This is a genomic window from Haloprofundus halophilus (assembly GCF_003439925.1).
GTDB classification, from domain to species: Archaea; Halobacteriota; Halobacteria; order Halobacteriales; family Haloferacaceae; genus Haloprofundus; species Haloprofundus halophilus.
Genome location: NZ_QQRR01000001.1, coordinates 675,131 through 698,838, shown reverse-complemented (window position 1 = coordinate 698,838; position 23,708 = coordinate 675,131). Strand labels below are relative to the sequence as shown.

Genomic DNA, 23,708 nt, shown 5'->3' with positions numbered 1-23,708 from the left:
CCGTTCGTGCGGTTAGCCTATCTATGTTGGCGACGACTACTACCGGTCGGAGGCCGTACGGATTACTCGTCGGCGCCGTCACGGCCCGACCGCCATGAAGGTGGTGAGCAAACTGGTGTGTCAGCATCTCTCTACCTTTCTCTCGAAACCAGACGGGTAGCCGACGCTGTCGTCGCGACGGTACTCCTCCTGCACTGATTGGCTGTGCCACTCTCGAGCGACTGTGCCACCGTCGACACCGCCGCGTGTGACCCGAACACCCGCTGACCGGAGAGACTGACGGAGTCGAAACCGTGAAACCCGCCACCCGCGAATTCTCCGACAACGAATGCTGACGAAGCGCATCATCCCCTGTATCGACGTCGACCTGGACGACGACGGGAACCCGGCCGTCTACACCGGCGTCAACTTCGAGGACCTCGAGTACACCGGCGACCCGGTCGAGATGGCGAAACGGTACAACGAGGCGGGCGCCGACGAGTTCGTGTTCCTCGACATCACCGCCTCCGCCGACGGCCGCGAGACGATGCTTGACACCGTCTCGCGCGTCGCCGACGAGGTGTTCATCCCGCTGACCGTCGGCGGCGGCATCCGAACCCGCGAGGACATCAAGGAGACGCTCCGCGCCGGGGCCGACAAAGTCTCTATCAACACCGCCGCACTGGAGCGTCCCGAACTCATCACCGAGGGCGCGGCGGCGTTCGGCAGTCAGTGCATAGTCATCAGCGTCGACGCCCGCCGTCGCTACGACGAGGAGGGGGAGTACTACGCGCGGGTCGACGGCGAGTCCTGCTGGTTCGAGTGCACCGTCAAAGGCGGCCGCGAGGGGACCGGAACCGACGTCGTCTCGTGGGCCGAAGAGGCCGAATCCCGCGGCGCGGGAGAGCTGTTCGTCAACTCTATCGACGCCGACGGGACGAAAGACGGCTACGACATCCCCCTGACGAAAGGCGTCTGCGACACCGTCTCGACGCCCGTCATCGCCTCCTCCGGCTGTGGCGGTCCCGAAGATATGTACGAGGTGTTCACCGAGGCTGGCGCGGACGCCGGCCTCGCCGCCTCCATCTTCCACTTCGGCGAGTACTCGATTCGGGACGTCAAGGAGTACTTGGACGAACGCGACGTGCCGGTTCGACTGTAACCGCCGCCGTCCGTCCGGTCGTCTCTCGTTCGGTCACCTCTCGTCCGGTCGTCTCCCGTCCGGTCGTCTCCCGTCCGGTCATCTCTCGTTCGGTCGTTTCGCCCCAATGCGCGCCGTCGGCACGTCCGACGAACGCTGATTTATCTGGCCTACGTACACGGAGTATGAGCGCGCCGACCGACTGGAAGGAGACTCTCGAACAGCACCGCCGAAACAAAGACAGCTACTTCAGCGACAACCCGCAGTCGCCGATTCCCGACGCCGAACGCCACGACTTCGAGGGGTTGCGGTACTACCCGCCCGACGACGACTACCGCTTCGAACTCGACCTGCACGAACACGACGAGAAAGAGCAGGTGGTCGTCGCGACGACGACCGAAGGTGAGCGGGGGTACCTCCGCTGGGGTGAGTTCCGGTTCGACGTCGACGGCGAACGGCAGACGCTGCAGGCGTACCGCCGAGACGCCGACGACCCGGGACTCTGGATGCCCTTCCGCGACGAGACCAGCGGCGAGGAGACGTACGGGGCGGGGCGATATCTCGACTTACACCCCGAGGACGACCGCGCCGACGACGGCCGGTGGGTCGTCGACTTCAACCTCGCGTACAACCCCTTCTGCGCGTACTCCGCGCGCTACGAGTGTCCGATGGTGCCGGTCGAAAACTGGCTCGACGTCGCTATCGAGGCGGGCGAGAAGACGTACGAGTCGAGCGAAGGCTACGACGCTACCGCCGAGTGAACGGCGGACAGAACGGAAGAGAGAGCGGACGGAGCGCCGAGTTTACGCGCCGGCGGCCGACTCGTAGGCGTCGCGGAGGCTACCCATCTGCGTCTGGACCCGTCCGGCGGCGTCGCCCAGCGCGTCGAGCGGGTCGGTGCCGTCGGTCTTGACGGTCAGCACCGGGTCGGTCTGCCCGCCGGACTGTTCGGGGTTCATGTCGTACGTCGCGGCGACGACGCTCTCCGTCTCCAGGAGCGCGCCCTTGAGCACGTTCATGAACGTGTGGTCTTCCCCGGCGACCTCGATGCGGAGTTCCTCGTCGGTCTTGTCGATGACCCGCAGTTCCATGCTCCTGCGTTCCCTTCCGGGCCGGTTTAGTGTTTCGTCTTTGCGACGACGGCGGTGGCGCAGACGTCCGCGGCCCCGAACCGCGGTTCAGAGCGGCCGACCGCGAGTCAGTGCATCGCGTCGCCGCCGTCGGGACTGAGCGTCTGGCCCGTGTAGTAGTCGCCCCCGTCGCCGGCGAGCAGTATCGCCGTCGGGACCACGTCGTCCACGTCGCCGATGCGGCCGAGCGGCACCTCCGCTTTCTTGTTCTCGCGCCACTCCTCGGTGGTGTCGTCGAGGAGGTCGGTCTCGATGGGACCCGGCGCGATGGCGTTGACCCGCACGTCGGGAGCCACCTCCCGAGCGAGCGCGCGCGTGAAGGCGATGACGCCGCCTTTCGCGGCCGAGTAGTGGGTCAGCTCTTCGGCTCCTTTGATACCCAACTGAGAGGCGACGTTGACGACCCGGCCGTCGCCTCGGTCGAGCATCCCCTCGATGGCGAAGCGCGTGACGAGAAACGTCCCCCGGAGGTCGACCGAGATGGTCCGGTCCCACGTCTCGACGTCCATCTCGTCGAGCGGCGACGGTTCGAGGACGCCCGCGTTGTTCACGAGCACGTCGACGCCGCCGAACCGCTCTTCGACCGCCGCGACGAGCTCCCGGGCGTCGTCCTCGTCGCTCACGTCGGCCTGTTCCACGACGGCGGTACCGCCGTCGCTCTCGATGGCCTCTCGCACCTCTCGGGCGGCCTCCTCGTCGGAGTGGTAGTTTATCGCGACTGCGGCCCCCTCGCTCGCGAACCCCTCCGCGATGCCGCGTCCGATACCTTTCGATGCGCCGGTGACGAGCGCGGACGTACCGTCGAGTTCACCCATACGGTGTCGACACTCCGCAAACACAAAGTCACCATGTCGGTCGATAACACGTTCTCGATGGATTCGGTGTCCGATTGCGCGGTCACTCCGTCGAACACAGCTTTTTGACAGATGGCAACCCACCGAGCGGTATGACGCCCTCCACCCACGGCCGACTCGTCGCCGGCGCGGTCCGCATCGGATCGCTCGGCTTGTTCGGACTCCCCACCTATCTCGTCACGGTTCGTGCCGCCGAGATTCTCGCGTCGCTCGCCGTTGGCTCGCTCTCCGGCGAGTGGGAAGTCGTCGCGTCGGTCGCCGCCGTCGCTCTCTCGTACGTGGTAGTAACCGAAGTCGCCGCCGTCAGACTTGACGGGTTCGCGGCACTCAGCCGGAGCGGTCGCCTCCCGAATCTGGTGCGCCACGTGACGCTCTCTGTCGCCGTCTTCGCGGCGGTCGTGGTCACGGTGGAGTTTCTCGCGTCGGGTTTCGTGTGGGCGGTATCCCGCGACCACACCGTCCTCTTCGGACTCGGGACCGTCGTCGCGGCTGCGGTGACGTGGGCGCTCGGTCGGGCGCTCTCCGCGTTCTACCGCGGCTATCGCGGTGACGACGGGGTCTGACACACCTGCCGTCTCCGGCGGCGGTGTGACCAGTTTCAAGTGACCGAGTTACCGAGTCCGGTCGAAGTGCCGCGAAAAGCGGCCCCGACGAGCACAGCGAGTACGCCGACGCGTACCGCTGTCAGCGATGCAACACCACGAGAGAACGACCGGCTACAGAACTCGCCGACTGACGCTACGACCGTGCGTCGACTGTCGGGAACAGGTCTTCGATATCCGGGTCGTCGTCGACGAGTTCGTACTCGTTGCCGTCGCGTTCGGCGACGCCGCGTTCTTCGAGGTGCGCGAGGTGGGCGTACGCTTCGCCGGGACCGTGGAGCACGTGGATGTTCTTCAACTCGCCGAACAGCTCCGCACTCACCGTCCACGGGTCGCTCGGGCCGCGCTCGCGCAGCACGCCGACGACGTTCTCGGTCCGTTCGCGGTGGTGGTCGAGGATGGTCGCCGCGCGCGCAGCGGGGTCGTCGATGACGTCGCGGTGACCCGGCCACGCGCGGTCGAAGTCGCGGTCGATGAAGCGGACGAGGCTGTCGACGTACAGTTCCAGCGGCGCGTCGAGGCGCACGTCCGCGCCGCCGACGTTCGGGGTGTACTTCGGGAGAATCGCGTCGCCGACGAACGCCTCCTCGCCCGATTCGCCCTCGAAGGCGAACGCGGAGAGGCCGGCCGAGTGGCCGGGGAGGTGGACCGCCTCGTACTCGCGGCCGTCGATGGCGAACGTGTCGCCGTCCTCGAACGGCGTCACCTCGGCGGGGCGACCCGCGAGGCTCTCGTGCTCGGAGAGAAAGTCGAGCAGTTCCTCGCGGCGGTCGTCCGGCAGGCCCCACTCGCGGAGTTTCCGGCGCGTCGTCTCGTTCTCGGCCGAGAGCGCGCTCTCGTCGCCGGCGACCAGCGGCGCGTCGGCTTCGTGGACGCGGACGACGGCGTCGCTCTCGGCCTGTATCTCGCCGGCGAGGCCGGCGTGGTCGTAGTGCCAGTGGGTGAGGAGAATCTCGTCGACGTCGGCGAAGCTAACGCCGAACGCCGCCAGTTCGGCTTCGAGTTGCTCGCGGACGTCCGTCGTCGCGACGCCCGTGTCGACGAGGGTCGTCGTCTCCCCGTCGAGGAGGTAGACGTCGTTTTTCCCCTCGAAGACGGTGTTTCCCAGTTGGATTCGCTTCACGGTCGACCCACTCGGCGAACCCGTATGAGGTTTCCCACTTTCGATCACGACGGATTCAGTCCTCGCGTTCTACCGTTTTCGGCTTTTCTTGAAAGTCACGCTCCGGTACATTCAAACCGGGGGCTTGCGTAGCGCTTCCGCAACAGGGCATGCCCGAAAACTTCTACGACCTCCTCGGCGTCTCCGACGACGCGACACAGGCGGAACTGAAAGCCGCCTACCGGGCGAAGGCGCGCGAGTACCACCCCGACGTGAACGACGACGACCGCGCGACCGCGCAGTTTCAGACGATTCGCCGGGCGTACGACGTCCTCTCCGACGAGTCCGAGCGCGCCGACTACGAGCGACTGGGCCACAGGACGTACGTCAAAAAGCGGATGAAAGGCTACCCCTCCGCGTCGCGCTGGGGCGACGACGAGGACTCGTCGAGTTCCCCGAGTTCGAGCGGTTCGTCCGGCGCGTCGTCGCGTTCGAGTCGCGCCGGCACGTCGAAGTCGAGCAGTTCCGCGTCGACCACCTCCGCGTCCCGCTCGTCGACCGCTCGCTCGGCTTCGGCGTCCGGTACGGCTTCGTCGACGAGTTCGACGGGGACCTCCCGCGGTCGGTCGAACCGCCGGTCGAGCGGCCGAACCGCCGACGCTTCCGTCGGCGGCCACGACCCCGACGCGGCCGATGCCCGCGCGAAAACGCGGGAGGCACGCCGCGCACGCCGTCGTCAGCAGCGCCGGCAGAACCAGGTTCGGTCGTCGCGCCGTCGAACTCTCCTGCACCACTGGACGGCCGTCTTCGGTGCGACGATACTGTACGTCGCCGGCGTCGCGCAGTACCTCTTCGCCCAACTCCCCGCGCTCGACGCGTTCGCGTCCGAGCTCGCGAGTGCACCGTCGGTGGCGACGCTGCGCGGGTCGTACGGTCTCGACGGCCTCCTCCCGTTCGTCCTCGAAGCGACGCAGACGCCGACGGCGACGCCCGAGGCGCTCCTGTTTCCCGTCGGTGCGGTCGCACTCCCGCTCTCGCTCGTCGTCACGGTTCGCCGGTTCGGGTCGGGGACGACGTGGCTGTACGCCGTCGGCGCGCTCGCGCCGACGGTCGCGCTCGGCCTGAGCGCCGCGCTCGCGCCGATGGTCGCGCTCGTCTTACTGCTGGCCGTCGTCGTGCCCGTCCTCTCGGCGACGTGGTTCCTCGGCGACGTGGGCAGGTATCTGTGGGCGACGCGGTGAACGCCGCCTCCGGCGGCGAACAGTTCGACTCCCCTGATTTTTCCTTCCGGCGCTCGTACTCGCCCGTATGAGTCCGCCTTCCGACACGACGTGGCGGGTACCGCTCCGCGGCGTCAACGCGTATCTCGTCGACGCCGAGGGACTGACGCTCGTCGACGCCGGGACGCCGATGGACGCCGCACGCCTCCGCGAGTACGTCGAACGCGCCGGATACTCGCTGTCCGAACTCGAACGCGTCCTCCTCACCCACTACGACTTCGACCACGTCGGCGCGCTCGCCGAACTTGCGGAGATGGGTCTCGACGCGCCCGTTTACGCCAGCGAACCCGACGCGAGCTTTCTGCTCGGCGAGGCGAAACCGCCGCTCGGCAACCGGAAGGGGGCTCTCCAGCGGGCGCTCGGCGCGTTTCTCGACGCGCCCGACCTCTCGGTCGAACGCGTCGTCGACGGCGACGCGGTCGGTCCGTTCGTCGCCTACCGGACGCCCGGGCACACGCCGGGGCACACCTCCTTCGTCCACCGCGAGTACGGACTGGCGCTCGTCGGCGACCTCGTCCGCGGCGACGGCGGTCGGTTCGCGCGCCTCCCGTCGGCGCTCGCCTACGACGCCGACCGCAACGACGAGAGCGTCCGCCAGTTGGCCGAGCACCTCGACGACGTCGACGTCGTCGGGACGGGTCACGGCGCGCCCGTCCGCTCCGACGGCGGCCGGCGGTTCCGCGAGTACGCCGACTCGCTCTGAGCGCCCGCGTGCGTCCATATTGATAATTCCATCTGAACGACCTGTCCGTACCGTTATTTCGCCGGTTACCATCACGTTCGTTGATGACACAGCACAACCTCGAATCGTACGAGGAGGCGTACGACTCGTTCACGTGGGACGACATCTACGGCGAGGCCGACTGGGACGCGCCCGAGCGCCTGAACATCGCACACGAAGTGTGTGACCGCCACGCCGCCGACGGCGAGAACGTCGCGCTCCGCTACGTCGGCACCGACCGCTCCAGCGAGACGCTCACCTTCGCCGAACTGAAGGAGCAGTCGAACCGCTTCGCCAACGCGCTCGAATCGCTCGGCGTCGAGCGCGGCGACCGGGTGTTCTCGTATATGCCGCGGGTGCCCGAACACTACGTCGCGCTCGTCGGGGCGCTGAAGCGGGGTGCGGTGTGGGGAAGCGTCAACGAGCGGTTCGGCCCCGACGGCATCGCCTACCGCCTCGACGACTGCGACGCGAAACTCGTCGTCACGACCGCCGAGAACGAGGAGACGGTGGAGCGGGCGCTCGACGACGCGCCCTCGGTCGAGACGGTCGTCGTTCTCGGAGCCGACGGCGACCGCGGCGAGCGGCGACGGGGCGACGAACGCCACGACGACGTCGACTTCGACCGGGCGCTGTCGGAGGCGAGCGACGAGTACGAAGCGGCCGAGACGGGCGGCGAGGACGACGCGCTGCTCTACTACACGAGCGGGACGACCGGACTGGCGAAGGGCGTCCTCCACAAACACCGGTGGGTCGCGGGCGTCGCGGCGACCCAGCGCTTCGCCGTCGACCTCCAACCGGACGACCTCTACTGGAGCACGGCCGATTTGGGCTGGCTCACCGGCCCCATCAACACGCTCGGCGCGTGGTTCTGGGGGACGACGCTGTTCACGTACGAGGGCGAGTTCGACCCCGAAACGTGGGCCGACCTGCTCGACGAGTACCCCGTCTCCGTCCTCTTCAGCGTCCCCACCGCCTACCGGATGTTGCGGGCGAACGAAGAGGTGCTCGCGGGCGTCGACCTCGACCTCAGACACGCGTTGAGCATCGGCGAGCCGCTGAGCGCGGGCGTCATCGACTGGGCCGAAGAGCGCCTCGGCGTGACGGTGTACGACACCTACGGACAGACCGAGACGGGCAACATGGTCGTCAACAACTACCCGACGATGGAGCTCCGGCCGGGGAGCATGGGCAAACCGCTGCCCGGCGTGACCTCCGACATCGTCGACCCCGAGACGGGCGAACCCCTGGGGCCGGGCGAGACGGGCGAGATCGCCCACCGCGGCGAGTTCCCCTGCTTCTTCGCCGAGTACTGGGACAAACCCGAACAGACCGCCGACTGCTTCGTCGGCGACTGGTATCTCTCCGGCGACCTCGCCCAGAAGGACGAGGACGGCTACTTCTGGTTCGAGGGCCGCGCCGACGACGTCATCCTCTCCTCCGGATACCGCATCGGCCCGTTCGAGGTGGAGTCGTCGCTCGGCGAACACCCGGCCGTCGCGGAGGCGGCCGTCGTCCCGAAACCCGACCCCGAGCGCGGCAACATCGTGAAGGCGTACGTCGTCCTCGCCGAGGGTGAGACGCCGTCGGACGACCTCGCCGAAGACGTCAAACAGCACGTCCGAAACGAACTCTCCGCGCACGAGTACCCGAGAGAGGTCGAGTTCGTCGACGACCTGCCGAAGACGGTGACGGGCAAGATTCGACGGACCGAACTGCGCGACCGGACCGACGACCCGACGGCGTAGCTCGACCAGTTACGTTTCGACGGCGTCGTCGCGGCCGAGGTGACGTCGCTCGGAAGAGTAGGAGACGGTCCGCAGCGCGGACCGTCTCTGACCAAGCCACTGCGGTGAGCACCAGTCCGCAGTCGCAAGCGGCGGCATGGGCATCCACGCGCGCCAACTACCGATTTGATATATTCTAATAAAAATCCTCGGTTCAGTCCAATATCGGCCTGAACACTCGATGATGGTGGCAAATCGAACAGAAAGTGGGCGAGAAGCTGTTGGATACGCCAACAACGTAAAAACGCGTCCGCATCGCTGGACAGTCGTCTCGAAGCACCGGTAATTATAATTATTTTTCGAATCGGACTCAGCGAACGAGGTATGACTCGCCGCCGGGGAGGAATCGACCGAGGTCCGTCTCGCGGCGGTAGTCGGTCGACTGGAGCGTCAACAGCGCTTCGACGAGGCGGTCGGCGTCGTCGTCTTCCCACTCCGCGGGGTCTTTGACCGGGACGACGAGCCAGCCGCTACCGCGCATCTCCGTCGCGTGGAGCTTCTCCATGTCGATTTCGGTTTTCCACGCCTGAGCGGTGTACGTCTCGAGGACGTGCTTCGTCGCCCGCGCGCCCACGGGCACGATGACGTGCGCGGCGATGGCGCGGAGTTCGGCGTCGAAGAAGCGTTCCATGTCGTCGTACTCCGCTTGCGTCGGCGTCGTCTCCGCGACGCACATGTGGAGGTACGAGAGAAACGTCCGGTCAACGTCCGGTTCGTCGCCCGCGCTGCGGAGTAACCCCGCGTCGACGAGCGCCTCCTGGAGTTTCAGACCCGCCTCGTTCGTAAAGGGGACGCCGGCGTCGGCGCCGCCGTGGACGCCGGGGTGGTCGCCGACGACGTGGAAGTGCGCGTTGGCGTCGCCGTAGCCGGGGACGAACTCGGCGCAGGACGGCCGCATGCCGAACGGGTTGCTCGTGCGGTCGGTGACGTTCTTCACGGGGGCGAATACGGCGGCTGAGCGTTATAAGCGGCGTGATTCGGGCGACGTTTCGAGCGGCGGAGAATGACTCCGGCCGACCGGTACTCAGAGTTCGACGCCGGAGGGGATGAGACTCCGCCGTCGCATCAGGTCGCCGTCGGCGTTGTAAACCAGAAACGTCGTCTTCTCGTAGGCGACGAGCGGTTCTCCCTCGATGGAGAGTTCGACCCGGTACCGACCGTCGTCGTCGCCGGAGGCCTTGCCGTACTCGCGCGCGGCGCGGATGAACTTCAACACGTCGTCGGCGTCCTCGTTCAGCTCGAGGACGAAGTCGCCGGTGATGCGGTTCGTGACGCTGACGACGCCCGGCGCCTCCGGGTTCTCGTCGAGCGATTCCTGGAGCCGAAACGCGACGTCGGTCTGCTTCGCCTCGAGCAGCTCCCCGTCGACGTCCGAGAGCCGCCGCTGAAGGAGTTCCGCGGGCCCGTAGAAGTCGATTTCGACCGTCGGCTTCTCGGGCGCGTCGCCGGTCTCGACCCAGTCGATGTGTTCGACTGCCAGTTCGAAGTAATCCCGCCTCATTCGATAGCAGGAAGTTCGGTTCGAGGCGGTATGAACGTAACGCCGTCGTCCGGGTACCGACCCGTTTCGACGCGTCACCGACGCCGAATGTGGTTCCCCCGACGCGACTGTCTCCGTCGTCGATATGACGACCACGAACGGTTCCGTCGTTGTCGACGTGCCCGCTCGTCCGACTGCACGCGACGTCGCGCTCGGTCACCCGCTCGCGCCGCTCACGCTGGACGCTCGGTTTTAAGACCCCTGCGCCGGAATGGTCGCTGAACTTCGGAAGAACAGAATGTCAGACGATTCGATAACTCCCGACGACCCGCCGACGCGGTTCGACGTCCTTCGCCGGCGCGCGGAACGAACGCTCGAACTGTTGCGCGGCGTCGACGTGTCGGTCCGCCCGCTCCGCCCGCAGACCGACGGACCGCTCGCGACGTTCGACCCGCCGAGCGGACACGAGGAGGTCGACCGCTACTGGGTGAACGCGCCGTACGCCTACGTCGTCGTCACGTACGAGGCCGACGAGAACGCCCACCGCTACCACACGGTCGAACCGGACCTCGACGCCTTCGAACGACGGCTGCTCGGCCGGGTGTCGACGGACGTTCGGGAACCGCTGCTGTTCGGCGACGACGCGGCGAGCGCCGCCGAGAGCGCGAACGCGGCGCTCGAAGACGACCCGCTGGCCGACGCGCTCCGCGAACTGCTCGAATCGTACGGCGTCTCGCCGGACGCGGAGAGCTTTCACACGCTGCTGTACTACCTTCACCGCAACTTCCGCGGCTTCGGCCGCATCGACCCGCTGTTGGCCGACCCGCGCATCGAGGACGTCTCCTGCGACGGCTACGGCGTTCCGCTGTTCGCCTACCACGACGACTACGCCGACATCGCGACCAACATCCGGTTCGACCGCGACGAACTCGACAACTTCGTGGTCCGCCTCGCCCAGCAGTCGGGACGGCACATCTCCGTCGGCGACCCCATCGTCGAGACGACGCTGCCCGACGGCTCGCGCGCGGAACTCGCCCTCGGCGAGGAGGTGACCCCGCGCGGGTCGGCGTTCACTATCCGTCAGTACGCCGAGGAGCCGTTCACCCCCGTGGACCTCGTCGACTTCGGTACCTTCAGCGTCGAGCAGATGGCGTACCTGTGGCTCTGCATCGAGCACAACAAGTCGCTGGTGTTCGCCGGCGGCACGGCGTCCGGAAAGACCACTTCGATGAACGCCGTCTCGATGTTCATCCCGCCGCGGGCGAAGGTGCTCTCCATCGAGGACACCCGCGAACTCGCGCTACACCACGACAACTGGCTGTCGGCTATCACGCGCGAACGCCGCCACGAGGGCGCGGACGTCGACATGTACGACCTGCTGCGCTCGGCGCTCAGACACCGCCCCGAGTACATCCTCGTCGGCGAGGTCAGAGGGGAAGAGGCCGTCACGCTGTTTCAGGCGATGAACACCGGCCACACGACGTTCTCGACGATGCACGCGGACAGCATCGAGACGGTCATCAACAGACTGGAGAACGAACCGATCAACGTGCCGCGGGCGATGGTGCAGTCGCTCGACATCCTCTCGATACAGACGCTCGCCCGCTTCGACGGCGAACGCGTCCGCCGCACGAAGGTGGTCGGCGAACTCGGCGGCATCGACCAGCGGACGGGCGAACTCGACTACTCCGCCTCGTTCTCGTGGGACGCCGGCCGCGACGAGTTCGCTCGCCACGACAGCGACCTGCTCGGCGAGATTCAGGACGAGCGCGGGTGGAGTCGCTCGACGCTGCTACGCGAACTCGACCGACGAAAGCGGTTCCTCGACGCGCTCTGCGAGCAGGGTATCTCGGATTTCCGCCGCTTCACCGCGTTCGTCGACCAGTACTACGCCGACGCCGAGGCCGCGATGGCGCGGGTCGCCGCCGGGGACGAGCGCGTCGACGCCGATGGAGACGAACCCGTCGACACCGACGCGGGCGCGCACGTCGACCCGGCGACCGACGGGGCGAGACGGTGATTCTCGCTACGGGAGTCGCGGCCGCGGTCGCGCTCTCGGCGCTGCTCTGCGTACCGCTCTGTCTCTCGCTCGTGCACCCGCCGACGAACCGCGTTCTCACCCGGGCGTCGACGCTCCTGTTCGGCGAGTTCGTCGACGGCGACGGCCCCCGGAAAGCCCGGCAGGTCGACCGTCTCCGGGCCGCCCACGTCGCCGAGACGCACTACACCCACGCCGCGCGGACGCTGTTGTTCTCGGCCGCGCTCGCGCTGGTCGGCGCGTGTCTGGGCGTCGCCGTCGGCCTCGTTTCGGTCTCTTCGCTCGAAGCGGCGGGAACCCTCGCCGGAACCGCACTCGTCGACGACGCCGGGTCGATTCGACACCCGGCTCGGTTTTCGCTGCTTCTGGGACTCGGCGGGGTGTTCGCGGCGTCTCTCGGCGCCGGTTCGTACTGGCTCCGCTGGTATCTCCACGACGCGACGGCGCGCACTCGCTCGAACAGCATCGACGCGTCGCTCCCTCGAACCGTCGCGTTCACGTACGCGCTGTCGAGAAGCGGCACGTCGTTTCCGACGGTGCTGTCGACGCTCGCCGACAACGACGACGTCTACGGCGAGGCGGCGACCGAGATCGGCGTCGCCGTCCGCGAGATGGAGACGTTCGGCATCGACGTGCTGACGGCGCTGTCGCGGACCGCCCGCCGGACGCCCAGCGAGGACCTCGCCGAGTTCAGCGAGAACCTCGCGAGCGTTCTCGGGAGCGGTCGAAACCTCTCGGGCTTCCTCCGCGACCAGTACGAACGCTACGAGTCGAAAGCCGAGTCCCAACAACTCCGGTATCTCGAACTGCTGGCGACGTTCGCGGAGGCGTACGTCTCGCTCCTGGTCGTCGGACCGCTGCTGCTCGTCACTATCCTCGTCGTCATCGGCCTCGTGCTGAGCGACACGCTCCCGATTCTGCGGTTCATCGTCTACCTCGGTATCCCGCTGGCGACGGCGGGGTACGTCGTCTACGTCGACAGTCTCACCCAGTCGTACCGACCGCCGTCGAACCGCCTCGACCCCGGCGACGAGGGCACCGCCGGCGGTACCGTACCCGACACCGATGTCACGGCCGACACCGACGCCGTAGCCGACACCGACGCCGTGGCCGACACCAGCGCCGTGACCGACGGCGGGACGGCGACGGCCGACGCCGCCGAGCCCGGAGCGGGAGGCGGGGCGGCCGACCGGCGGCGGGCCGACCGAGAACGGCTCCGACTGTTCGACCGTCTCCGGCCGATTCGGTCGACGCTCTCGGACCCGTACGGAGCGCTCCTCGACCGGCCGGTTCGAGCGCTGCTGTTCGGCGCTCCGCTCGCACTCCTGTGGTTCGCCGTCCGCGTCGACTTCTCGGCGGTACCGGACGAGTTCGTCGCCGCGGTGACGGCGCTCGACGGGCCGCTCGTCGAGGCGGCGGTGCTCGCCTTCGGCAGCGTCGCGCTCGTCCACCAACTCCGGAAGCGCCGCATCCGCGCCTACGAGGCGGCGGTGCCGGACTTCCTCGACCGGCTGGCGAGCGTCAACGAGGCGGGACTGACCGTCGTCGAGAGCTTCGAGCGCGTCGCAGAGAGCGACCTGGGAGCGCTCACGCCCGAGGTACGGCGGCTCTGGCGCGACATCGAGTGGGGCGCGGACCTGGAGACGGCGCTGGCGCGGTTCGACCGCCGCGTCGACTCAGGGATGGTGACGCGGGCGACGGCGCTCGTCGCCAACGCCACTCGCGCCAGCGGCGACCTGGGACCGGTGCTTCGCATCGCCGCCGACGAGGCCGAGGCGACCCAGCGCCTGCGCGAGGAGCGCCGCCAGGAGATGCTCACCTACCAGCTGGTCATCTACATCTCGTTTTTCGTCTTCCTCGCCATCGTCGCCGCGCTGACGCTCGCGTTCGTCCCGGCGGTCCAGGAGGCGCAGGCGGCCGCCCCGGACGCGGGTACCGCCTCCGGGACGACGGCGGGACTCGTCGGCTTCTCGGACGTCGCCGTCGAACTGTACACGCTCACGCTGTACCACATGTGCGTCGTCCACGCGGTGTGCTCCGGCGTCGTCGCGGGGCAACTCGGCGAAGGAACGCCCGCGGACGGCATCAAACACGTCGCCGCCCTGCTCGCGCTGACCTCACTCGCGTTCGTCGCGCTGTGAGCGCCGAGCGCCGGCCGCACGCGACGACGATTTGCGCGGGTCGGCGCAACGCAAGCCGAACCGGTGCGGGTCGAAGCCCTGTGGGTTGAACCGATGCGGGTCGTAGCTGGTTTATCCTCGCCGACGAACGGACCACCATGGACGGCGACCCGTCGCCTACGACCGACGACCCGCGAGCGACGTACGACGCCATCGCCGAGCACTTCGCGGCGACCCGCGAGTACCCGTGGCCCGAAGTGGAGTCGTTCGTCGCCGAGTCGACGGCTGACGAGCAGGCGACGCGAGCGCTCGACCTCGGCTGCGCGAACGGCCGTCACTGCGAGTTGCTGTCGGAACACGCCGCTCGCGTCGTCGGCCTCGACGTGAGCCGCGAGCTCCTCCGCGAGGCCCGAAAACGCGCGACGGAACGCGGCTTCGACGTCTCGCTCGTCCACGGCGACGCCGCGCGGTTGCCGTTTCGCGCGGAGACGTTCGACCTCGCGGTGTACGTGGCGACGCTGCACCACCTCACGACGCGGGAGGCGAGAGTCGACAGTCTCGACGAACTCGCGCGGGTGCTCCGCCCCGGCGGTCGGGCGCTCGTCAGCGCCTGGAGCACCGAACACGGCAAGTTCGAGGAGAGCGAGGGATTCGATACGACCGTGGACTGGACGCTCCCGGGCGGCGAGCGCGTTCCCCGCTTCTACCACATCTACGACCCCGACGAGTTCCGAGACGACCTCGATTCGAGCGGGCTCGCGCCCGTCGACGTGTTCGTCTCCAGCGGCAACTGCTACGCCGTCGTGGAGTGAGCGAGAACTCGTCGCCGCCGACGCGACAGCGGAGTTCGTGACTCGACACCGGGGGTCTGTAGCTCGACACCGACGGTTCGTGACCCGACACTGGGGGTTTGTGACCCGACACCGGAGGTCCGTGTCACGGTTTCGCGGGCGGGCGCACGGGTCGCACGCGAGCTAAGTTATTAAACGGGAACCGTTCTAAAAGGAGGCTAATGAGTGAGACCTCAGCGGCTGGCGACCCGGCCGACTCCGACGCCGACGCGCGAGACGCGTCGAGCGGTACGACGGAATCGTACGACGTGGTCGTCGTCGGCGGCGGCCCCGCCGGACTCTCGACGGCACTGTACACGACGCGGCTCGGCCACGACACCGCGGTCGTCGACCGGGGCGGCGGCCGCGCCGCGATGATGCTCGACACGCACAACGTCATCGGCGTCACCGAGGACGTCTCGGGCAACGAGTTTCTGCAGACGGCCCGCGAACAGGTCGAAGAGTACGGCGCGACGTTTCACCGCGACCTGATAACCGAGGCCGAACGGACCGACGACGGTCGGTTCCACCTCGTCGGCAACGACGGCGAGTTCCTCGCTCGGCGCGTCGTCATCGCGACCGGCTTCTCGGACGAGCGACCGGACCCGCCGCTGCCGCGGACGGGGAAGGGGCTACACTACTGTCTGCACTGCGACGCGTACATGTTCGTCGACCGGCCGGTGTACGTGATGGGCAACGGCGAGAGCGCCGCCCACGTCGCGATGATCATGCTCAACTTCACCGACGAGGTCGACCTGCTGCTTCGCGGCGACGACCCCGAGTGGAGCGACGAGACCGACGAGCAACTCCGCGCGCACCCCGTCGACGTCGTCGAGGCGGAGATTACGGGGATGCGAAAGCGCGACGACGGCTGGCTGGATGGGTTCGAGTTCGACGACGGCGAGTTCCGGGAGTATCGGGGCGGGTTCCCGATGTACGGCTCGAACTACAACACCGACCTCGCCGAGCAGCTCGGCTGCGACCTCAACGACGACGGCACCGTCGCCGTCGACGACCACGGGCGAACGAGCGTCGAAGGGGTCGTCGCCGTCGGCGACATCGTCCCCGGCCACAACCAGGTCCCGGTCGCGATGGGGCAGGGCGCGAAAGCCGGCATCGGCATCCACTACGACCTGCGGGAGTTCCCGCGGAGCCTCGAAGAGATCCGCGAAAACGGCCCCGTCGAACGCGAGGAGACGCCGGGAATCGGCGCTCGCGTCCGCGAGGCCGCCCGCGCCTTCGGGGAAGCCGGTGCGCCGCCCGCGGACGACGACTGACGCCTCGGTTCGACAGCACCGACAGTGCGGCGGTCCGCCGTCCGTTCGGGTTCGTTTCGGTCGGAGTCCCGATGGGAATGATTGAATACCCCGACCCGTCGTAGCTCCGTGCTGATGAGCGATTCGAGAAGCCCTCCTCCCGCGGCGAGCGTCCGCGCTCGCCTCGCGGCGGCGCTCACGGCGCGTTTCGGCATCGACACGCGAGCGCTGGCCGCCTTTCGCATCTCGCTCGGTCTGTTGCTAGTCGCCGACCTCGCCCTCCGCGCACGGTATCTAGAGGCGTTCTACACCGACGCCGGCGTACTCCCGCGAGCGCTGTTGTACGACCTGTACCCGACACTCTCACAGCTCTCGGTTCACACGCTCTCGGGCTCCCTGTGGGTTCAGGCGCTGTTGTTTCTGTTCGCCGGCCTCTGCGGGTTGGCGCTGCTTCTCGGCTACCACACGCGAACAGCGCTGCTACTCTCGTTTCTCCTCCTCGTGTCGCTGCACGCGCGCAACCCGGGCGTGCTCAACGGCGGCGACTCCGTGCTCCGTCGTCTCCTGTTCTGGGGGCTGTTCCTCCCGCTCGGCGAGCGGTGGTCCGTCGACGCGCTTCGACGGGTCGAAACGCCGAGGGAGCGAGCGGCGAGTCTCGCCTCCGCCGCGCTGTTGGTTCAGGTCGTGCTCGTCTACGCGGTCAACGCGGTGTTCAAACTCAGAGGCGACCTCTGGCTCGACGGCGAAGCGGTCCGCTACGTGCTGAGCCTCCAGCAGTTCACAATTCTGCTCGGCGACACGCTGGCGCAGTTCCCGGCGCTGCTCCACGCGTTCAACCTCCTCTGGCTGGGGTTAGTCGTCGCGTCGCCGCTGCTGCTCGTTCTCACGGGCCGCCTCCGAACGCTACTCGTTCTGGCGTTCGCCGGGATGCACGTCGGGATGCTTCTCACGATGCGCATCGGTCTGTTCCCGCTCGTCTCGGTAACGGCGCTTCTCGTGTTCCTCCCCCCGGCGGTGTGGGACCGGTCGGTCGACCGATTCTCCGGTTCGGTCGAGCGCGCCGCGGGACGGCTCGGCCTCGCCCCGAGACTCGCTCGACTTCGCCCTGACTCCGGGTCCGCGTCCGAGCAGACAGCCGGGTCGCGATTGGCTACTATCCGACGCTGGTGCGGCCGCGCCGCCCCCGCCGTCGTCGCGGTGTTGTTGGCGGCGATTCTCGTCTGGAACGCCATGGCCGTCGGTCTGGTCTCGCCTCCCGACGACGGTGGACTGACGCTCAACCCGTCGGGCAACACGTGGAACATGTTCGCGCCGCACCCGCCGACGGCCGACTGGTGGTACGTCGCCCCCGGCGAACTCCAGTCCGGCGAGCGCGTCGACGCGTACTACCTGTCGCCACCGGTCGAAGACCGACCCGACACGATGGAGATGTACCCGAGTTCCCGCTGGCGCAAGTACATGGGCGACCTACGTTACGCGGACGACGACCGCTTGCAGCGCGAGTTCGCGGAGTACCTCTGTAGTCGCTGGAACCGAGCGCACGACGAGAAGTTGGCGACGGTCACGCTCTCGTACGTCAGTCAGCCGACGCGGTTCGACGGTCCGGAGCCGACCGAACGGCACGAACTGCTAACGTACAACTGTTCGACCGGTGCGTGAGCGATTCGGCGGGTGCCGCGTCGGTCCGTGTCGGCCGACGAATGCGAAGAGTAACACCCTTATTCTCTCGTATAGAACTGGGTAACTGCGCGCCGGTGGTCTAGTGGTAGGACCTGAGCCTTCCAAGCTCATGGCCCGGGTTCAAATCCCGGCCGGCGCACTCCCTTCGGTCGCGCGCCGCCCGACCCTCGCAAACCTTCGGTTTGCTCGGTCCCGGCCGGCGCTGCTCTCACTCTTTGCGGCTGTAGTCACCTCTATCGTGAGAATCGGTGCGCTTGGCAGTCTCTCTGGACTGTAATATATTGAGCACCCCAGAACCTACCACAGTAACATTAAAGAAGTATTGAATGTATACAGAATTGTCACTCAGCCATGGCCCGAAAAACCGAGCTTCAACGCAAGATTCTCATCACCGCCTACAACAACCCACGTCTCTCTCAGACAAAAATCGCTGACCGCGTCGACTGTTCACCCTCCTACGTCAGCAACATACTCAACCGGTTCGACAGCGTCGACGCCATGCACGCCGAAATCGAACAGCTAAACCATGACCTCGGCTTCGACCCCTATGCAGACCTCGACAACGACTGGACGTTCAACCAAGCACCCAACTGGTCCAACGGGGAGGACTTCGACGCGGACCTCGACCAAGCTATCCGCGACGGCGTCGAAGGACTCAAAGTCCTCTCGAAGAAAACCAAGAGCCTCGTCAACAAGTTCCGCGGCTGATGGCTGTCACCACCGCACATCACGAACGACTCCGTAGTCTCGAACCGTACGAGTTTGAGTTGTTCATCGCAGAGTTGTGGAGCCGCCGCGGCTGGGAAACTGAAGCTTCTCAACAATCCGTCGACAAAGGAATCGACGTAATCGCCACCAGGTCCACCCCATTCCGGGAGAAGCAGGTTATTCAGGCCAAACGGTACGACGAGGGGAACAACGTTGGGTCACGCGACATCCAGCAGTACAGCAGTCTCCGACACCAAGAACAGGATGCTGATACCGTCGTAGTTGTCACCACGAGTGGATTCACTCGTCAGGCACAGGAATTGGCGGGCGATTTGAACGTGAAGTTGTTAGACGGCGATTCACTCTCGCGCCTTATCGATGAGGTGGGAGCCGTTGACTTAGTCGACACGTATGTCGGCCCGATGAACGTGTCTCAGACGGAGCCTGTAGATTCTACCCCTACTGAAAAACCAACTACTTTCGAGGAGGACGAGATGAGTACTGACGAGGCCGTTGTGGCGGTTCTCCAACTTCTGTTGATACTCGGTGTTGTCGGGTATGTACTGTTCGAGGTTGCAACGATTTTCTTCCTCTAACGCAGGAATTCTTTAGTTACACGTATTCACAGACCACGCCACGAACCTTCACAACTCTCCCACCCATCTAGACCCAAGCGATGGACGAAGAGATACACAGGTACACCGGCGAGGGAATCGAGGTCAGCTACGACGTGCGGCGATGCATCCACGCGAGGGAGTGCGTCCGCGGCCTCCCGGACGTGTTCGACACGGACCAGCGGCCGTGGGTAAACCCGCACAACGCGGACGCAGACGATATCGCCGAGGTCATCGAGCGCTGTCCCACCGGCGCGCTCCACTACGAACGAGCCGACGACGGCCCCGAGGAAGCCGTCGCCGACGAGAACACCGTTACCGTCACCTCGGACGGGCCGCACTACGTCCGCGGTGACAGCGTCATCGAGACGCCGGACGACGAGCAACTGCTCGCCGACACCCGAATCGCGCTGTGTCGATGCGGGGCCTCGGACAACAAGCCGCTCTGCGACAACTCCCACCTCGAAATCGAGTTCGAGGCCCCGGGAACTGTCGAAGACAACTCCGCGGAGACAGGGGCGACGGGGGGCGGGGGTAGACTCTCGGTCGTGCCGACGCCGGACGGTCCGCTCCACGTCAGCGGCCCGTTCGAGATGAGCGGGGAAGACGACGGGTCGGTCTTCCGCGGCACGGACGTCTGGCTCTGCCGGTGTGGGCACTCGGAAGACAAACCCTTCTGCGACGGTACTCACGGCCGAATCGGTTTCTCGACCGAGGGGGAGTGACGGAGTTCGAGCGTTCGCTCACCGACCGACGCCCCGAAGCTGCACCAGCGCGCCGTGGACGTGGGCGAGTTCCGGATTTCGCTCTGTTACCGCGTCAGCGAGTCGGTGCAACTCCTCCACCGGGTCGCCGTCGAAGCGATAGAACTCGAAGGTCGGCGCGGCGTGTTCGTCCGCGCCGTCGGCGAGGGGTTGTCTGGTCAGCCACCGAGCCAACGGCCGCATCGCCGCCATCATCACGCCGTAGAGTTCGAGGACGAGGTCGTCTTTCGTCTCCGAGTCGACAGGGGAGTACAGCCCGTCCATCAGCACGTAGAGATAGGAGTAGCAGGCGTTGAACAGGTCCGCGGCCGGGCGGAGATGCTCCGGGTACTCGGCGGCCCGAGGGTTGGTCGGCACGGCGCGCGTCTCACCGAGCGGATGGGTTCCGTCGGCAATCTGTTTGAACTTGTAGTAGTGCGTCTGCTCGTGGTGGTCGGGGTCGGCGTACTCGGCGTCTCGGTACCCCTCTCCCTGGTGGACGATGGTCTCGACGGCGCTGGTGGCCGTCTCCCGGTCGACGACGGCGTCGAGGCCTCCGCTCTCTTCGAAATCGTACTCCACCGGGGCGTAGTAGCCCGACTCCGCCATCTGGCGGTCGGTCCGGTCCACCTCGAACAGTCCCTCTTCGGTGTCGAGGCGCTCGATGGCTTCCTCGACGGCCATGTAGAACTGTTCGATAGTCTCGTAGTCGTCGTCCTCCGGTAACCCGCCGACCTCTCTGGGCCGTTCGATCGTCACGAACACGCGGTCGATCAGTTCCGGGGATGCTCGTTCCAGCCCGAGGACGATTTCGGGCCGATGGTGAGGCAGCGCCATCGGATACGACAGGACGACGCTCTCGTCGTAGAACCGCGGCTCGCCGCCGGCAGCGGTGAGTACGTTCGCTACGAGGGCTGTGTGGAGCATCTCTTCGACGACTACGCTCCGGATGAGCCGGTACGGTACGGAGGTGTCGTCGTCGACGGAGTACATCGCGTAGAGGTACGCTGGAATGGTCGAAAGTTCGACCTGAATCGCCCACTGCAGGTGCTCGTGGAGCGATTCGAGAGTGTCAATTGACATACTCTATACAGTCCGACCCCCACGCGAATAAGTAACACGGGTAGTCGGCACTCTCCTCCGCAGTTCGAGACATCGGCACTCAGACGGAGGCTGCGACGTTCTTCACACCCGCTCCGACGTGCACATCTCGCCGGGTTCGAGGCGAGAGAGCCGCCGACGGACGTGGAACGCGTCGGGAACCCACCTCTCACCGGAAAAACCGCCGCTCGAGCGCTCGGCACCTCGACGAACGCTCAAACGACCTGCAGATGCTCCGTCCGGAGTTCGTCGTCGCTGTACTCTTTGCCGTGGACGTCCTGCATGTGTCGCCTCGCGAGCTCTATCGCCTCCGATTCGTCTTCCGATTGGACGATGAACCGGCAGTCCGCGGCGGCCGACTCGCAGTCGAGTTTGTGTGCGTCTTTCATGGCTGTGTCTCCGTTCGCCGGAGGAGTACACGACCGGTGAAGAGAGGTAGCTATCGGCCGCCGGTCGGGCGACGAGTGACCGTCGCGCGGCGACTGCTCGGCGGTCACCTAACGACGACGCTCGGGGAGACGGCGGTGCGCCGCCGCCTCATTAGAGAATCGTCTCGCGGCGGAGCGGTCGACTCTCGCGGTAGTACGACTCGTACAGGATTTCGGCCCACTCGCGCGCTTCGGGGGCCACGGAGTCGATCAACACACGGACCGTTCCGCTGTCGTGGTCGTACCCGCAGACGCCCACCCGACGGTCGAAGAGACAGACGCCGTACGGCGGTGGGTCGTCGTGTATCCGCACGCTGAAGTTGTCGCTTTCGAGCGGTTTCGAGCAGTGGTCCGGATACGTTTCGAGGATGTGCTCGGCGACGCTCGGCGGATCGATTATCTCCGCGCGCATGCCGTCGAGCACCCGCTCGCGGAACTCGTCTCTGCAGGGTTCGAGCAGGGCGATGCCGACGCCGACGAACCGGAACTGGTCGGTCTCCCGGAGCAGCGAGGCGAACCGGTTCACCGGTCGGTACGGGTCGTCCGACTCGGCGACGGTGACGACGGCCCCGACGCAGGTGTCGACGCCGAAGCCGCTCTCCTCGCCCGGGAGCCAGTGCCAGACGTCGCGGAGCTTCCGCTCCGTCTCGACCTGTCCGACGAGTGCCTCGACCGAGGACGCGACGAACGCCCCGAGTTCCGTCGCCTCGTACCGAAACCCGTCTTTACGCACCCAGCGTCGCGTCTCGAACTCGCGGAGCGTCCGTCGGACGGTCGAGGAGGAGACGTTCGCCAGGTCCCGGAGTTCGGCCCCGCTCCTCGGCCGAGTCGCGAGCGCCACCAGGAGAGGTACGCGGTGGTGTGAGCGCGCGAGGTAGCTGATGTCGTCGAGCGCACCGTGTGTGTCAGTGTGTGCCATGGATATAGTACACGCGACGGCTACTATAGCTGTTCGTCCCCGAGACGACAGACGCGCTGTCGCTGCAGTCACCGTCACCGCAACCACCGCCGCTGCAGTCACCGTTGCCGCAACCGCCGTCGCCGTAGTCGGCTTCGCGGTCGGGTTTCGCCCTCGGGTCGGTCTACGGCGTCACGACGATTTTCCCCACGTGGTCGCGTTCGGCCATCGCCTCGAAGGCCGCGCCCGTCTCTTCGAGCGGGAAGGTTCCGTGTATCTCCGGCGAGAGCGCCCCGTCGGCGACGAGTTCGACCAGCCGTTCGAGGTCCGGTTGCGTCCCCATCGTGCTGCCGACGAGGCGTTTGTGTCCAAGAAACAGGTCGGGTACGTCGATTTCGGAGCGACCGCCCGCGGTCCGACCGCAGACGACCATCCGGCCACCGCGACGGAGGAGGTCCAGTCCGAGTTCGGTGTACGGGCCGCCGAGGTGGTTGAGCACCGCGTCCGGCGCCCCTATATCGCGCACTGCCGCTCGAATCTCCTCGACGTCGGCCCCTTCGACGGCGTGGTCGAGGCCCAGCGTCGACACCTGGTCGAGCTTCGCCGACGACGAGGAGGTACCGACCGTTCGCGCACCCAGAACGTCCGCTAACTGCACGCTCGCGACGCCGATGCCGCCGGTCGCACCCGGGATGAACACCAGGTCACCGGGCCCGACCTCGGCGCGCCGGAGCATGTGTAAGGCGGTCATGTAGGCGGTCGGCAGCGCCGCCGCGGTCGTGGTATCGACGGCGTCGGGGAGCGCGACGAGGCGGTCCGCGGTCACGAGCGCGAATTCGGCGAGGCCGCCGTGGTACAGCGAGAAGTTCTCGCAGAGGTTCTCCGGACCTTCCCGGCAGAAACGGCAGACTCCACAGGTCTCGTTCGGACACAGCACGACGCGGTCGCCCGGCGAGACGGCGGTCACGTCGTCGCCGACGGACGCGACGACGCCGGCGACGTCGAGGCCGCTGACGAACGGCAGGTCGCCGGTGTCGACCATCGCGGAGTCGCCTTCGAGAATCCAGAGGTCGTGGCGGTTGACGGCACAGGCTTCGACGTCGACGACGGCCTCTCCCACGCCTGCTTCCGGCGTCGGTTCGTCGACGATGTCGACACCGTCGGGACCGACGAGTTCGGTGAATGCTGCGGTACGCATTGGCGAACGTTCGTCCGC

General features: G+C 66.8%; 23 protein-coding genes and 1 tRNA gene. 15 read left to right on the top strand and 9 right to left on the bottom strand.

Features of this window, described 5'->3' with window-relative positions; translation table 11 throughout:
- Window positions 1–328 precede the first annotated feature (328 nt).
- Entirely contained in the window at window positions 329–1,141 is an 813-nt protein-coding gene (gene hisF / locus DV709_RS03490; RefSeq protein ID WP_117591794.1) for an imidazole glycerol phosphate synthase subunit HisF, read from the top strand.
- 164 nt (window positions 1,142–1,305) lie between these two features.
- Entirely contained in the window at window positions 1,306–1,881 is a 576-nt protein-coding gene (locus DV709_RS03485) for a DUF1684 domain-containing protein (RefSeq protein ID WP_117591792.1), read from the top strand.
- 42 nt (window positions 1,882–1,923) lie between these two features.
- On the opposite strand, the gene DV709_RS03480 is transcribed toward DV709_RS03485, so the two are convergent.
- Window positions 1,924–2,211 (bottom strand): DNA-directed RNA polymerase subunit L, encoded by a 288-nt coding sequence (locus DV709_RS03480; RefSeq protein WP_117591790.1) that lies wholly within the window; start codon window positions 2,209–2,211, stop codon window positions 1,924–1,926.
- A gap of 107 nt (window positions 2,212–2,318) precedes the next feature.
- Window positions 2,319–3,065, bottom strand: a complete 747-nt coding sequence (locus tag DV709_RS03475; RefSeq protein WP_117591788.1) for an SDR family NAD(P)-dependent oxidoreductase — start codon at window positions 3,063–3,065, stop codon at window positions 2,319–2,321.
- Between the two features lie 131 nt (window positions 3,066–3,196).
- Here DV709_RS03475 and DV709_RS03470 point away from each other — a divergent pair, with 131 nt between their 5' ends.
- A complete protein-coding gene (locus DV709_RS03470; protein WP_117591786.1) occupies window positions 3,197–3,667 on the top strand; it encodes a hypothetical protein in 471 nt (156 codons plus the stop codon).
- 175 nt (window positions 3,668–3,842) lie between these two features.
- On the opposite strand, the gene DV709_RS03465 is transcribed toward DV709_RS03470, so the two are convergent.
- A complete protein-coding gene (locus DV709_RS03465) occupies window positions 3,843–4,829 on the bottom strand; it encodes an MBL fold metallo-hydrolase (RefSeq protein ID WP_117591784.1) in 987 nt (328 codons plus the stop codon).
- A 149-nt stretch (window positions 4,830–4,978) separates the two neighbouring features.
- Here DV709_RS03465 and DV709_RS03460 point away from each other — a divergent pair, with 149 nt between their 5' ends.
- The 3 genes from DV709_RS03460 to DV709_RS03450 all read left to right on the top strand — a co-directional run bounded on the left by DV709_RS03460 (window position 4,979) and on the right by DV709_RS03450 (window position 8,557).
- Entirely contained in the window at window positions 4,979–6,049 is a 1,071-nt protein-coding gene (locus tag DV709_RS03460; RefSeq protein WP_117591782.1) for a DnaJ domain-containing protein, read from the top strand.
- A 67-nt stretch (window positions 6,050–6,116) separates the two neighbouring features.
- A complete protein-coding gene (locus DV709_RS03455) occupies window positions 6,117–6,791 on the top strand; it encodes an MBL fold metallo-hydrolase (RefSeq protein WP_117591780.1) in 675 nt (224 codons plus the stop codon).
- An 83-nt stretch (window positions 6,792–6,874) separates the two neighbouring features.
- Window positions 6,875–8,557 carry an acyl-CoA synthetase gene (locus DV709_RS03450; RefSeq protein ID WP_117591779.1) on the top strand — a complete coding sequence of 561 codons (1,683 nt, stop codon included), beginning with the start codon at window positions 6,875–6,877 and terminating at the stop codon, window positions 8,555–8,557.
- Window positions 8,558–8,906: 349 nt separating this feature from the next.
- Here DV709_RS03450 and DV709_RS03445 read toward each other — a convergent pair whose 3' ends face one another.
- Together DV709_RS03445 and DV709_RS03440 are read right to left on the bottom strand one after the other, a co-directional pair.
- Window positions 8,907–9,533, bottom strand: coding sequence for a uracil-DNA glycosylase family protein (locus DV709_RS03445; protein ID WP_117591777.1), 627 nt, complete (start codon window positions 9,531–9,533; stop codon window positions 8,907–8,909).
- A gap of 87 nt (window positions 9,534–9,620) precedes the next feature.
- On the bottom strand, window positions 9,621–10,097 hold the full coding sequence (locus tag DV709_RS03440) for a DUF5793 family protein (protein WP_117591775.1): 477 nt from the start codon (window positions 10,095–10,097) through the stop codon (window positions 9,621–9,623).
- 277 nt (window positions 10,098–10,374) lie between these two features.
- Between DV709_RS03440 and DV709_RS03435 the strand changes: the two genes are divergently transcribed.
- From DV709_RS03435 to DV709_RS03395, 9 genes are all read left to right on the top strand, one after another.
- On the top strand, window positions 10,375–12,096 hold the full coding sequence (locus tag DV709_RS03435; RefSeq protein ID WP_117594059.1) for a type II/IV secretion system ATPase subunit: 1,722 nt from the start codon (window positions 10,375–10,377) through the stop codon (window positions 12,094–12,096).
- Window positions 12,093–14,255, top strand: a complete 2,163-nt coding sequence (locus DV709_RS03430) for a type II secretion system F family protein (protein WP_232819686.1) — start codon at window positions 12,093–12,095, stop codon at window positions 14,253–14,255. Before DV709_RS03435 ends, DV709_RS03430 begins: the two co-directional genes overlap by 4 nt.
- A 137-nt stretch (window positions 14,256–14,392) precedes the next feature.
- Entirely contained in the window at window positions 14,393–15,046 is a 654-nt protein-coding gene (locus tag DV709_RS03425; RefSeq protein ID WP_117591773.1) for a class I SAM-dependent methyltransferase, read from the top strand.
- A 200-nt stretch (window positions 15,047–15,246) separates the two neighbouring features.
- Window positions 15,247–16,341, top strand: a complete 1,095-nt coding sequence (locus DV709_RS03420) for an NAD(P)/FAD-dependent oxidoreductase (protein WP_117591771.1) — start codon at window positions 15,247–15,249, stop codon at window positions 16,339–16,341.
- Between the two features lie 114 nt (window positions 16,342–16,455).
- Window positions 16,456–17,979 carry an HTTM domain-containing protein gene (locus DV709_RS03415; protein WP_198665638.1) on the top strand — a complete coding sequence of 508 codons (1,524 nt, stop codon included), beginning with the start codon at window positions 16,456–16,458 and terminating at the stop codon, window positions 17,977–17,979.
- Between the two features lie 89 nt (window positions 17,980–18,068).
- Window positions 18,069–18,139: transfer RNA gene (locus tag DV709_RS03410), tRNA-Gly, on the top strand.
- 212 nt (window positions 18,140–18,351) lie between these two features.
- On the top strand, window positions 18,352–18,708 hold the full coding sequence (locus DV709_RS03405; RefSeq protein ID WP_117591769.1) for a winged helix-turn-helix domain-containing protein: 357 nt from the start codon (window positions 18,352–18,354) through the stop codon (window positions 18,706–18,708).
- Window positions 18,708–19,304, top strand: coding sequence for a restriction endonuclease (locus tag DV709_RS03400; protein ID WP_117591768.1), 597 nt, complete (start codon window positions 18,708–18,710; stop codon window positions 19,302–19,304). The genes DV709_RS03405 and DV709_RS03400 overlap by 1 nt, the downstream gene beginning before the upstream one ends.
- Before the next feature lie 80 nt (window positions 19,305–19,384).
- Window positions 19,385–20,047, top strand: coding sequence for a CDGSH iron-sulfur domain-containing protein (locus tag DV709_RS03395; RefSeq protein WP_117591766.1), 663 nt, complete (start codon window positions 19,385–19,387; stop codon window positions 20,045–20,047).
- Window positions 20,048–20,065: 18 nt separating this feature from the next.
- Here DV709_RS03395 and DV709_RS03390 read toward each other — a convergent pair whose 3' ends face one another.
- The 4 genes from DV709_RS03390 to DV709_RS03375 all read right to left on the bottom strand — a co-directional run bounded on the left by DV709_RS03390 (window position 20,066) and on the right by DV709_RS03375 (window position 23,690).
- A complete protein-coding gene (locus DV709_RS03390) occupies window positions 20,066–21,148 on the bottom strand; it encodes a ferritin-like domain-containing protein (RefSeq protein WP_117591764.1) in 1,083 nt (360 codons plus the stop codon).
- Window positions 21,149–21,381: 233 nt separating this feature from the next.
- Window positions 21,382–21,555 (bottom strand): DUF1059 domain-containing protein, encoded by a 174-nt coding sequence (locus tag DV709_RS03385; RefSeq protein WP_117591763.1) that lies wholly within the window; start codon window positions 21,553–21,555, stop codon window positions 21,382–21,384.
- Between the two features lie 151 nt (window positions 21,556–21,706).
- Window positions 21,707–22,513: a helix-turn-helix transcriptional regulator gene (locus DV709_RS03380; RefSeq protein ID WP_117591761.1), complete on the bottom strand. Its 807-nt coding sequence runs from the start codon at window positions 22,511–22,513 to the stop codon at window positions 21,707–21,709.
- A gap of 163 nt (window positions 22,514–22,676) precedes the next feature.
- Window positions 22,677–23,690 carry an alcohol dehydrogenase catalytic domain-containing protein gene (locus tag DV709_RS03375; RefSeq protein WP_117591759.1) on the bottom strand — a complete coding sequence of 338 codons (1,014 nt, stop codon included), beginning with the start codon at window positions 23,688–23,690 and terminating at the stop codon, window positions 22,677–22,679.
- Window positions 23,691–23,708: the final 18 nt, after the last annotated feature.

What these genes read in the sequence shown, in the direction of transcription:
- DV709_RS03425 (WP_117591773.1), top strand. Translation starts at nt 14,393, where the DNA reads ATGGACGGCGACCCGTCGCCTACGACCGACGACCCGCGAGCGACGTAC.
- DV709_RS03405 (WP_117591769.1), top strand. Translation starts at nt 18,352, where the DNA reads ATGGCCCGAAAAACCGAGCTTCAACGCAAGATTCTCATCACCGCCTAC.
- DV709_RS03455 (WP_117591780.1), top strand. Translation starts at nt 6,117, where the DNA reads ATGAGTCCGCCTTCCGACACGACGTGGCGGGTACCGCTCCGCGGCGTC.
- DV709_RS03375 (WP_117591759.1), bottom strand. Translation starts at nt 23,690, where the DNA reads ATGCGTACCGCAGCATTCACCGAACTCGTCGGTCCCGACGGTGTCGAC.
- DV709_RS03470 (WP_117591786.1), top strand. Translation starts at nt 3,197, where the DNA reads ATGACGCCCTCCACCCACGGCCGACTCGTCGCCGGCGCGGTCCGCATC.
- DV709_RS03395 (WP_117591766.1), top strand. Translation starts at nt 19,385, where the DNA reads ATGGACGAAGAGATACACAGGTACACCGGCGAGGGAATCGAGGTCAGC.
- DV709_RS03415 (WP_198665638.1), top strand. Translation starts at nt 16,456, where the DNA reads ATGAGCGATTCGAGAAGCCCTCCTCCCGCGGCGAGCGTCCGCGCTCGC.
- DV709_RS03400 (WP_117591768.1), top strand. Translation starts at nt 18,708, where the DNA reads ATGGCTGTCACCACCGCACATCACGAACGACTCCGTAGTCTCGAACCG.
- DV709_RS03480 (WP_117591790.1), bottom strand. Translation starts at nt 2,211, where the DNA reads ATGGAACTGCGGGTCATCGACAAGACCGACGAGGAACTCCGCATCGAG.
- DV709_RS03390 (WP_117591764.1), bottom strand. Translation starts at nt 21,148, where the DNA reads ATGTCAATTGACACTCTCGAATCGCTCCACGAGCACCTGCAGTGGGCG.
- DV709_RS03435 (WP_117594059.1), top strand. Translation starts at nt 10,375, where the DNA reads ATGTCAGACGATTCGATAACTCCCGACGACCCGCCGACGCGGTTCGAC.
- DV709_RS03420 (WP_117591771.1), top strand. Translation starts at nt 15,247, where the DNA reads ATGAGTGAGACCTCAGCGGCTGGCGACCCGGCCGACTCCGACGCCGAC.
- DV709_RS03380 (WP_117591761.1), bottom strand. Translation starts at nt 22,513, where the DNA reads ATGGCACACACTGACACACACGGTGCGCTCGACGACATCAGCTACCTC.
- DV709_RS03460 (WP_117591782.1), top strand. Translation starts at nt 4,979, where the DNA reads ATGCCCGAAAACTTCTACGACCTCCTCGGCGTCTCCGACGACGCGACA.
- DV709_RS03440 (WP_117591775.1), bottom strand. Translation starts at nt 10,097, where the DNA reads ATGAGGCGGGATTACTTCGAACTGGCAGTCGAACACATCGACTGGGTC.
- DV709_RS03385 (WP_117591763.1), bottom strand. Translation starts at nt 21,555, where the DNA reads ATGAAAGACGCACACAAACTCGACTGCGAGTCGGCCGCCGCGGACTGC.
- DV709_RS03485 (WP_117591792.1), top strand. Translation starts at nt 1,306, where the DNA reads ATGAGCGCGCCGACCGACTGGAAGGAGACTCTCGAACAGCACCGCCGA.
- hisF (WP_117591794.1), top strand. Translation starts at nt 329, where the DNA reads ATGCTGACGAAGCGCATCATCCCCTGTATCGACGTCGACCTGGACGAC.
- DV709_RS03450 (WP_117591779.1), top strand. Translation starts at nt 6,875, where the DNA reads ATGACACAGCACAACCTCGAATCGTACGAGGAGGCGTACGACTCGTTC.
- DV709_RS03475 (WP_117591788.1), bottom strand. Translation starts at nt 3,065, where the DNA reads ATGGGTGAACTCGACGGTACGTCCGCGCTCGTCACCGGCGCATCGAAA.